This is a genomic window from Butyrivibrio sp., from assembly GCF_017433805.1.
GTDB lineage: Bacteria > Bacillota > Clostridia > Lachnospirales > Lachnospiraceae > Butyrivibrio.
On the sequence record NZ_JAFRGN010000056.1, the window covers coordinates 1 to 7,881 of the forward strand.

Sequence of the window (7,881 nt, forward strand, 5' to 3'; positions counted from 1 at the left end):
AGGATCGAACTCTCACGTTTAAAAGTTTGATCTGGCCAGAACTCAAGCTTGGTTTTTGTTCTGTCCGTTATTTACTAATTTTTGTTCTGAATAATTCTCTTGGAATTTTTCAGGGTTGCATTACTGTTTATTTGTCAAGGTGCTTTTAATTATGAGCCTTACTAGTTGCATAAGGCAACGCAGAAGGAGGGATTTGAACCCTCGCGCCGCTATTAACGACCTGCACCCTTTCCAGGGGTGTCTCTTCAACCACTTGAGTACTTCTGCAAAATAGTTGATTAACAATAATTATATTGCTGTATAGCAGCGTGTTCATAATTAAGCGGAGCGAAAGGGATTCGAACCCTTGTGGCGTTGCCGCCAAACGGTTTTCAAGACCGCCTCGTTATGACCGCTTCGATATCGCTCCGAGTGTCTTATTATTAAAATAAGATCTGCTCTGTGTGAGTGTTTGTGGCGCTCACCGCAGCGCAAGATATATATTAACAAAGGCCACAATACATGTCAAGCATGTTTTTTAACTTTTTTTAAAAAAATAATATTTTCATCTTTTCTGTACGATTTTTGATTTAGGCTCGATGTTGCCCTTTACCACGGAACCCGCACCAATAACGCAATCGTCGCCAATTGTGGTGCCTCTTAGAATGGTCACATTTGCGCCCACCCAAACATTGTTTCCGATGACAATTTTGCTGGAAATGAACTCCGAATCACTCTCTTTTTTGAAATTATGATCGTGATCCACAATGACAAGATTGTTTCCAAATTTACAATTATTACCGATCCTGATACTCTCAAGAGCAGTAATGCAACAACCAGTATTAAAGAAGCAGTGATCTCCAATCTCCAGCTCTCCATCCTGTGCTATCAGATAGAGATTTCCTCTGTTCTGGTTGTAGGATCCCAGCTTGATCCTTCCATTTCCATATATCTCTGTATGAAGATGGTCAAAGGTCTGAACCAGTCCAGCAGAGAATTTCCCTCCATGTCTGATCTTCTTTCCCAACATTCCTATAACGTTCTTAATGTACAATAATGGTGATCTCATATTATTTCCCCACATCTATACAGATTCTCAAATCCATCCTGATAGATAATCCCAGCTATTATAATAGCTCTTTTACCTAAGTAGCTCCTCATACACAGCTTCCAGCTTGCCAAGATGCGCATCAAATCCAAACTCATCCCTGGCAATTCTGTAGCTCTCCCTGGAGAGCTTCTCATAACCATCCTTATTATCAAGAATCCTGCAAATACCATCTGCAATAGCCTGACAATCCCCCGGCTGCGCCAGATATCCACTCTCTCCATTCTGAATAAGCTGTGGAATACCTCCTACATATGTAGACACAATCGGAAGTCCATAGGCCATGGCATCCAAAATCGCCATAGGAAGCCCTTCCTGGTAAGACGGCAACATGAAAAGCGTTGACTCCTGCAGTAATTTGTCCTTCTCGGCATCACGAACCCAGCCTGGGAAAAGACATTTCTCCATAAGGCCTTTCTGTGTCAGCATTTCTTTTATCCTGGACTCATCCTCTTTGGAGCCGCTTCCTGCAAAAATAAATCTGGCATCAGGACATACGAGGGCAACATTCTCAACAATTCCCGCGAAGTCAAAGCCGCCCTTTCGCTGTCCCAGTTCTCCCAGAAAAAGAATCTGCTTAGCCTCATATCGCTTATCTATAGCAGCCTCCACCTCGCTCTGTGACCTGGGTTTACAGTAGTTGTTGATAACAACCATCTTTTCTTCCGGGTAAAAGACCTTTAGCCTTTCCTTCCATTCATCTGAAAGAACAACTACTTTAGCGAAATTCCCATAGACACTCTTTATGCGAGCTTTCTTTTTGTCAGATGCCTTAACATAAAAAGTCTCGAAGTCAGCTCCGTGGCAATGATCCAGGATGGGAATACCTCTTTTCCAGGCCATATAAATGAATGGCTGCATCCTGTAGAAGCTTCCTCCGAAAGAAGAATGAATATGCACAAGCTCAGGTTTAAAGTCCCTGAGAACCTTTCTGAATTCTACATATGCGCCAAGTGCCTTCAGGATCATCTTCGCCTTGGAAGTATCACAGTAGGATTCCACATAGCGCACATCGTAGTCTGTCTCTATTTTGCTGTTGTAGTAGCCGTTAGTAACCGCTGCAATTCCGCCCTTAACATCTCTTTGCTGGACGATCATGCAGACTCTTTTCTTCTCATTCCCCATATCCAAATCCATCAAACATTCCTAAGAATCGCCTCCGCCGCAGGAATATCCTCGGGTGTGGTGATCTTGATATTATTGTAAGAACCCTCAACAAGCTTAACCTTCTTGTCTGTGAAGTACTCCACAACCATGGCATCATCAGTAATGTTGATGCCTCTGGCCATAAGCTCGCCTTCCTCGCGGTCAAGTCTCTGGTACAATTCCAAAATCATTTTATAGGAAAAGACCTGTGGAGTCTGGATCAACCATGTATGAGCCCTGTCTGGTGTCTCCTTGGCAAAGCCCTTATCATCGGCAATCTTGATAGTATCCTTAACAGGCATTCCTACAACGCAGGCGCCAAATTCTTTAACTGCATGAAGAGCACGCAGAATAATATCATTATCTACAAAAGGTCTTGCTCCATCGTGAATAAAGGCATAGTCACAGTCCTCAGCTGCTGCCATAAGGCCGCGTCTTACGCTGTGATAGCGATAAAGTCCACCCTCAACAATAGCTGTAACCTTGTCAAAATGATACTTATCCACTATTTCTTTTTGAACATATTCAACGTCACCCTTTGAAACAACAAGGACAATGTCATCAATGATGCTCTCTTCAAAAGCCCTCAGAGAGTAATATATAAGAGGCTTTCCGCCAATTTCCATGTACTGCTTTCTAACATCGGATTTCATCCTGCTGCCACTTCCAGCTGCAAGAACTACCGCTACTGTCTTCATACCTACAATCTCCCTATATAGCAAGAATGCTTAATTAGAGCTTCTTCCGTGGAATCTTCTCTCCCTGTCTCCAAGTGGAAGATTAGGAACTGCGTTCATATCAAGGCCGAATCTAACGCCCTTCTGGTAATCGTAATACGCAGCAGCACCGATCATAGCTGCATTATCTGTACAAAGAACTGGTGAAGGCCTGTAGAATTTGATCTTATTAGCCGCACACTCTTTTTCCATGAGTTCACGAAGGCCTGAATTGGACGCTACACCTCCGGCGATAGCCAGCTTGTCGTAGCCATACTGCTTGCAGGCCTTGATGGCATGTCCCACCAAAACCTCCACAACAGCCTTCTGGAAGGACGCAGCAACATCTGCCTGATCAAGCTCCTGTCCCTGCATCTTGGCCTGGTTGATATAGTTAAGTACTGATGATTTAAGTCCGCTAAAAGAAAAATCGTATTCCGCATCAGGAATCTGAGCCTGTGGGAATGTGAAGGCGTCAGGATTACCCTCTTTGGCCGCCTTATCAATCTTAGGGCCGCCCGGATATCCAAGACCTATAGCTCTTGCCACCTTGTCAAAAGCTTCGCCCGCCGCATCATCTCTGGTCTGACCAATGATCTCGTACTCGCCATAGTCTTTTACCACAACAAGATGAGAATGGCCACCTGAAACTACAAGGCATACGAAAGGTGGCTCAAGATCCTTGTTCTCAATAAAGTTGGCGCTGATATGACCCTCGATGTGATGAACACCGATAAGTGGCTTACCTGTAGCAAAAGAAATAGCCTTAGCCTCAGAAACTCCCACCAAAAGAGCTCCTACAAGGCCTGGACCGTAGGTAACAGCAACTGCATCAATATCATCAAGAGTTAAGCCCGCCTCAGAAAGAGCAGCTCTGATACAGCCATTCATCTTCTCAACGTGCTTTCTTGACGCAATCTCAGGCACAACTCCGCCGTAAATTGTATGCAGAGCTATCTGAGAAGAAATAATATTAGAAAGAACTTCCCTTCCGTTCCTTACAACTGCTGCCGCTGTCTCGTCACAGGAACTCTCAATAGCAAGGATGGTTACACCACCCTCACTCTTTTCTTCCTTATTCTGCTCTTCCGTAGCGTCTTCCTTGTCCTTGATAGACATGAAAATAACGCCATCTTCTTCTATATTCTTATTGATTTCCATTCTTATTCTTCCTCTGGTTTAACTGCCCAGCCGAATATCTTCCACTTACCCTCGTCATCTTTCCTCAAAATGAACTGGTAAATATAGTTACTGCCGACAGTACCATGTCTTAATAATATCTTACACTCAACCATCTGAGTCTTTTTGCCATCTAATTCTCTGATCACCGGATCCTTGGTGATGACAGTATAAAGAGGAATGGAATAATCCTCGTCCCTCTTCTGCTTGACATCAAGCTTCATAACTCCTTCAAAATTCTGATTCTGCGCAAGGAAATCTTCATCCATCAGGCCTTTCATAACCTTGAGCATGTCATCAGCCTGATCATCTGTATAGGTTTCCTTGTACATTACCTGCAAAATCTTGGTATACAGCTCAACAACCTGTATGCCGTCTGAAGGATATTTTTTATCCAGGTCAGTGGTTGTGATTCCGTCCACAACGGTCAGCACATAGTCATCAGCTGTCTTGGGCTTCTTGTTCCTGACGATCACCAAAAAGATGCCCCCAATGAAAATAGCTCCCAGAAGGCATAAAACAATCGATTTAATAATTGCTGACTTTGTGCTTTCTTCCATTTCCCCCTCTTTTCTGCTTAGTCCTCAAACCTAAGCTCAACGCTGCGTCCGTCCTTGGCAGCCTTTGTGTTTGCAAAAATCTTCTTGGCGTCTGGCAGGTACTCAGCCGGATTAACAAGCGATGGGCTGTAGTGAGTAAGCCACATCTCTTTAACCTTGGCATCCCTGGCCATCTTGGCAGCCTCGTAGAAAGTCATATGCTTGTATTCTCTGGCCTTAGCCTGCTTGTCAGGCTCGCCGTACATTCCCTCACAGATAAAAAGATCTGAATCAGCCGCATTGCGAACAATACTGTCCGTAGGCCTTGTGTCTGTAGTATAAGTAAGTTTGATACCCTTTCTGGCATCCCCTAATACCATCTCAGGAGTGATCACCCTTCCATCCTCAAGAGTAAAGGTCTCGCCCTTCTGAAGTCCGTTCCAGTAGCGTTTGTCGATTCCTGCTGCCATAGCAGCTTCCACATTGAACTTGCCCTGTCTCTTAAGGCTCATGCTATAGCCGTAGCAGGTAATGTTGTGGTTAACCTTGAACGCTGTAACTGAAAAGCCCGGCATTCCCTCGATCTCGAAAGTTTCTTCCTCAGATGTGATCTCTTTGAACTTAATCTCAAAAGGAAGCTCCGGTGCAATAACCCTGAGGGCATTAACGATTCTCTCAACGCCCTTGGGGCCAACTATCAAAAGAGGCTCTGTCCTCTCTGCATTTCCCATTGTAAGAAGCATTCCCGGAAGACCACTTACGTGATCCGCATGGAAATGGGTAAAGCAGATAACATCAATAGGCTTGGAGCTGATACCCTTCTTTTTCATGGCAATCTGGGTAGCCTCTCCACAGTCTATAAGTACACATTTTCCGTTATATCTCACCATGAGTGAAGTGAGAAAACGGTTTGGAAGTGGCATCATTCCGCCAGTTCCAAGTAAACAAACATCTATCATATATTAAATTCCTTATCAAAAAACTAACTTTATTCCTCTACTTCTGCGCGTTTCCAGTAAATAGCCGCATCCTCTTTGGGCTCGTCATAGAATCCAGGGCGAAGACCCTCGCTCTTAAAGCCAAGCCTCTCATAGAGCTTGATTGCATGCTCATTGCCGGCTCTGACTTCCAAAGTGTAATCCTTGATGCCGATTCCTCTGCCTCTTTCAAGAAGCTGCTTGACCATCTTGTAGCCAATGCCCTCGCCTCGGCAATCTCTTGCTACAGAAACATTAGTAACCTCGCCGTCACCAGATACATTCTGAACTCCGCAAAGGCCCACAACTCTTCCAGCCTTCTCAGCCACAAGATAAATAGTGTCATCCCTTGTCAGCGCATCCAGAAGCTGCTTGCTGTTCCAGGCTTCCTTACCGAGATTCTCTTTTTCCAAAAGAGCTGCATCATCAATATCCTCAGCTGTCATCTGTCTGATCCTGACAATTCCAGGAGTCTTTCTGGATTCAAGCTTTCTCTTTTCCCTGTCATCAGTGCCCTGAGCGCCATCTTTTTCCTTGGCTTCTCTCTCAGCCTGTGAAAGTCTGAGGTATTCAGGAGCAAACTCATCAGCAGAAACCATGCGGCCTTCCTCGGCATACTTCATGGCAAGGGCCACAAGTGCTGCTCCGCTCTGCCTGTTCTGGTGCATCGGTGCAATTGAATAAGGCACCTTAAGGAGTCTTTCCAGCTCGTCATGATATGCTGGAATTCCATCTCCAAGAAGAACAACCGGCTTACCAATAGCATTGATGCGCTCCACAATGTCCTCTACAGATGTAGCAAACTGCTCATGGATCACCTGCATGTCAAAGGTGCGCTCAAAGCTCTTGCCCTCTGGAGTGTTAGGAACAAAGGTATAAAGACCTGTATATACCTGCTTTCTCTTGGCATCCATCATAGGGCAGATAATCTTCTCAACACCATAGAGATTGTAAGCGATGGCATCAACAGTAGGTATCGCAATGATAGGCTTATCAAGAGCCAGCGCAAGTCCCTTGGCTGTTGCACTTCCAATACGAAGTCCGGTAAAAGAGCCAGGCCCTTTAGCCACAGCTATGGCATCAATGGTGGACAGATCAAGGTGTACCTTCTCCCTTATATCCTCCATCATCGGCATCAAAATCTCTGAATGTGTTGTTTTGTACTGAATCGAGAACTGGGAAACAAGCATGTCACCATCTGCAACTGCTACTGCTCCCACAAGTCCTGATGTATCAATTCCTAATATTTTCATAATCAACTCTTATCTATATTATTTATTACTTCTTGGTCATAGTAATGAGGCGGTAATCAAAGCCCTTTTCAAGGTTCTTCTCGATTACGATCTCAGTGTAATGCTCAGGCAGAAGCTCCTCTATGAGATTCGCCCACTCCACAAAGCAGATACCATCTCCATAGAAATAGTCTTCATAACCTATCTCATCCATCTCGCTCACATCGCTAATCCTGTACACATCGAAGTGATAGAAAGGAATGCGGCCCTCATCATATACCTGTAATATGGTAAAGGTTGGACTGCTGACTGGGCCTGTGATTCCAAGACCTCTTGCAACACCCTGCGTCAGTACTGTCTTGCCAACACCAAGATCACCAACCAGTGTATAAACCATTCCAGGCTGGGCGTTTTCACCTATTCTTTTACCAATCTCAAAGGTTTCCTGAGCACTAAATGTCTCATGCTTAGTTACTATATCCATATGTGCCTCGTTATTATGCATAATTCTAATATGATTTTCAAGAAAACATACTACTCTACTTTGTAGTATATCATAATAAAGAGTCGCGAGCGACTCTTCGCGCACGAGCGGATTGCGTAGCAATAGTTTCATTTCCGCGAATTGCACATAAATAAAAGAGACGCCACATGGACGTCTCTCTATAACACTCCCTCTCACGCTTTGGCTGCAAGCATTATGCTTCAGCCTTAGCTACCTTTTTTGTTACAGCCATCTGGTCAGCCTTAAGAATTGGGCTAAGCTGCTTGTATACAAGGAATGTGATCAAAGAATCAGCAAGTCCCTTAACAAGATTGAAAGGCGCTACCGCAAACAGGCAGAATGTGAATACATTTGAAATTGCTGGGTTGATTGCTGCTCCCATCTGTACGAATGTGTCGATTCCGCTTCCGAACATAACTGCATATGCAGGAAGAAGGAAGAACGCATTGAGAGTTGAGCCAACGATAGCGATTGTAAGTGTACCAACTATGCAGCTGATA

The 7,881-nt window shown here is 44.4% G+C and carries 8 protein-coding genes, 2 tRNA genes and 1 pseudogene; all 11 read right to left on the reverse strand.

The window, feature by feature from the left end:
* Window positions 1-178 precede the first annotated feature (178 nt).
* Window positions 179-267: transfer RNA gene (locus IJI01_RS13115), tRNA-Ser, on the reverse strand.
* 56 nt (window positions 268-323) lie between these two features.
* Window positions 324-409, reverse strand: a tRNA-Ser gene (locus tag IJI01_RS13120).
* Window positions 410-544: 135 nt separating this feature from the next.
* Window positions 545-1,048: an acyltransferase gene (locus IJI01_RS13125; protein WP_292191228.1), complete on the reverse strand. Its 504-nt coding sequence runs from the start codon at window positions 1,046-1,048 to the stop codon at window positions 545-547.
* Between the two features lie 72 nt (window positions 1,049-1,120).
* A complete protein-coding gene (locus tag IJI01_RS13130; protein WP_292191231.1) occupies window positions 1,121-2,224 on the reverse strand; it encodes a glycosyltransferase family 4 protein in 1,104 nt (367 codons plus the stop codon).
* Window positions 2,224-2,931, reverse strand: coding sequence for a 2-C-methyl-D-erythritol 4-phosphate cytidylyltransferase (gene ispD, locus IJI01_RS13135; RefSeq protein WP_292191235.1), 708 nt, complete (start codon window positions 2,929-2,931; stop codon window positions 2,224-2,226). Before ispD ends, IJI01_RS13130 begins: the two co-directional genes overlap by 1 nt.
* A gap of 30 nt (window positions 2,932-2,961) precedes the next feature.
* Window positions 2,962-4,110: a tRNA (adenosine(37)-N6)-threonylcarbamoyltransferase complex transferase subunit TsaD gene (gene tsaD, locus IJI01_RS13140; RefSeq protein WP_292191238.1), complete on the reverse strand. Its 1,149-nt coding sequence runs from the start codon at window positions 4,108-4,110 to the stop codon at window positions 2,962-2,964.
* A gap of 2 nt (window positions 4,111-4,112) precedes the next feature.
* Window positions 4,113-4,688, reverse strand: a complete 576-nt coding sequence (locus IJI01_RS13145; protein ID WP_292191240.1) for a DUF6715 family protein — start codon at window positions 4,686-4,688, stop codon at window positions 4,113-4,115.
* Window positions 4,689-4,705: 17 nt separating this feature from the next.
* Window positions 4,706-5,626 carry a ribonuclease Z gene (locus IJI01_RS13150; RefSeq protein WP_292191243.1) on the reverse strand — a complete coding sequence of 307 codons (921 nt, stop codon included), beginning with the start codon at window positions 5,624-5,626 and terminating at the stop codon, window positions 4,706-4,708.
* A gap of 29 nt (window positions 5,627-5,655) precedes the next feature.
* Window positions 5,656-6,897 (reverse strand): tRNA (adenosine(37)-N6)-threonylcarbamoyltransferase complex dimerization subunit type 1 TsaB, encoded by a 1,242-nt coding sequence (gene tsaB / locus IJI01_RS13155; protein WP_292191246.1) that lies wholly within the window; start codon window positions 6,895-6,897, stop codon window positions 5,656-5,658.
* A gap of 25 nt (window positions 6,898-6,922) precedes the next feature.
* A complete protein-coding gene (gene tsaE / locus IJI01_RS13160; protein WP_292191250.1) occupies window positions 6,923-7,360 on the reverse strand; it encodes a tRNA (adenosine(37)-N6)-threonylcarbamoyltransferase complex ATPase subunit type 1 TsaE in 438 nt (145 codons plus the stop codon).
* A gap of 214 nt (window positions 7,361-7,574) precedes the next feature.
* A pseudogene (locus IJI01_RS13165) lies at window positions 7,575-7,881 on the reverse strand (ECF transporter S component); the annotation flags it as partial.

What these genes read in the sequence shown, in the direction of transcription:
- IJI01_RS13125 (WP_292191228.1), bottom strand. Translation starts at nt 1,048, where the DNA reads ATGAGATCACCATTATTGTACATTAAGAACGTTATAGGAATGTTGGGA.
- IJI01_RS13130 (WP_292191231.1), bottom strand. Translation starts at nt 2,224, where the DNA reads ATGGATTTGGATATGGGGAATGAGAAGAAAAGAGTCTGCATGATCGTC.
- ispD (WP_292191235.1), bottom strand. Translation starts at nt 2,931, where the DNA reads ATGAAGACAGTAGCGGTAGTTCTTGCAGCTGGAAGTGGCAGCAGGATG.
- tsaD (WP_292191238.1), bottom strand. Translation starts at nt 4,110, where the DNA reads ATGGAAATCAATAAGAATATAGAAGAAGATGGCGTTATTTTCATGTCT.
- IJI01_RS13145 (WP_292191240.1), bottom strand. Translation starts at nt 4,688, where the DNA reads ATGGAAGAAAGCACAAAGTCAGCAATTATTAAATCGATTGTTTTATGC.
- IJI01_RS13150 (WP_292191243.1), bottom strand. Translation starts at nt 5,626, where the DNA reads ATGATAGATGTTTGTTTACTTGGAACTGGCGGAATGATGCCACTTCCA.
- tsaB (WP_292191246.1), bottom strand. Translation starts at nt 6,897, where the DNA reads ATGAAAATATTAGGAATTGATACATCAGGACTTGTGGGAGCAGTAGCA.
- tsaE (WP_292191250.1), bottom strand. Translation starts at nt 7,360, where the DNA reads ATGGATATAGTAACTAAGCATGAGACATTTAGTGCTCAGGAAACCTTT.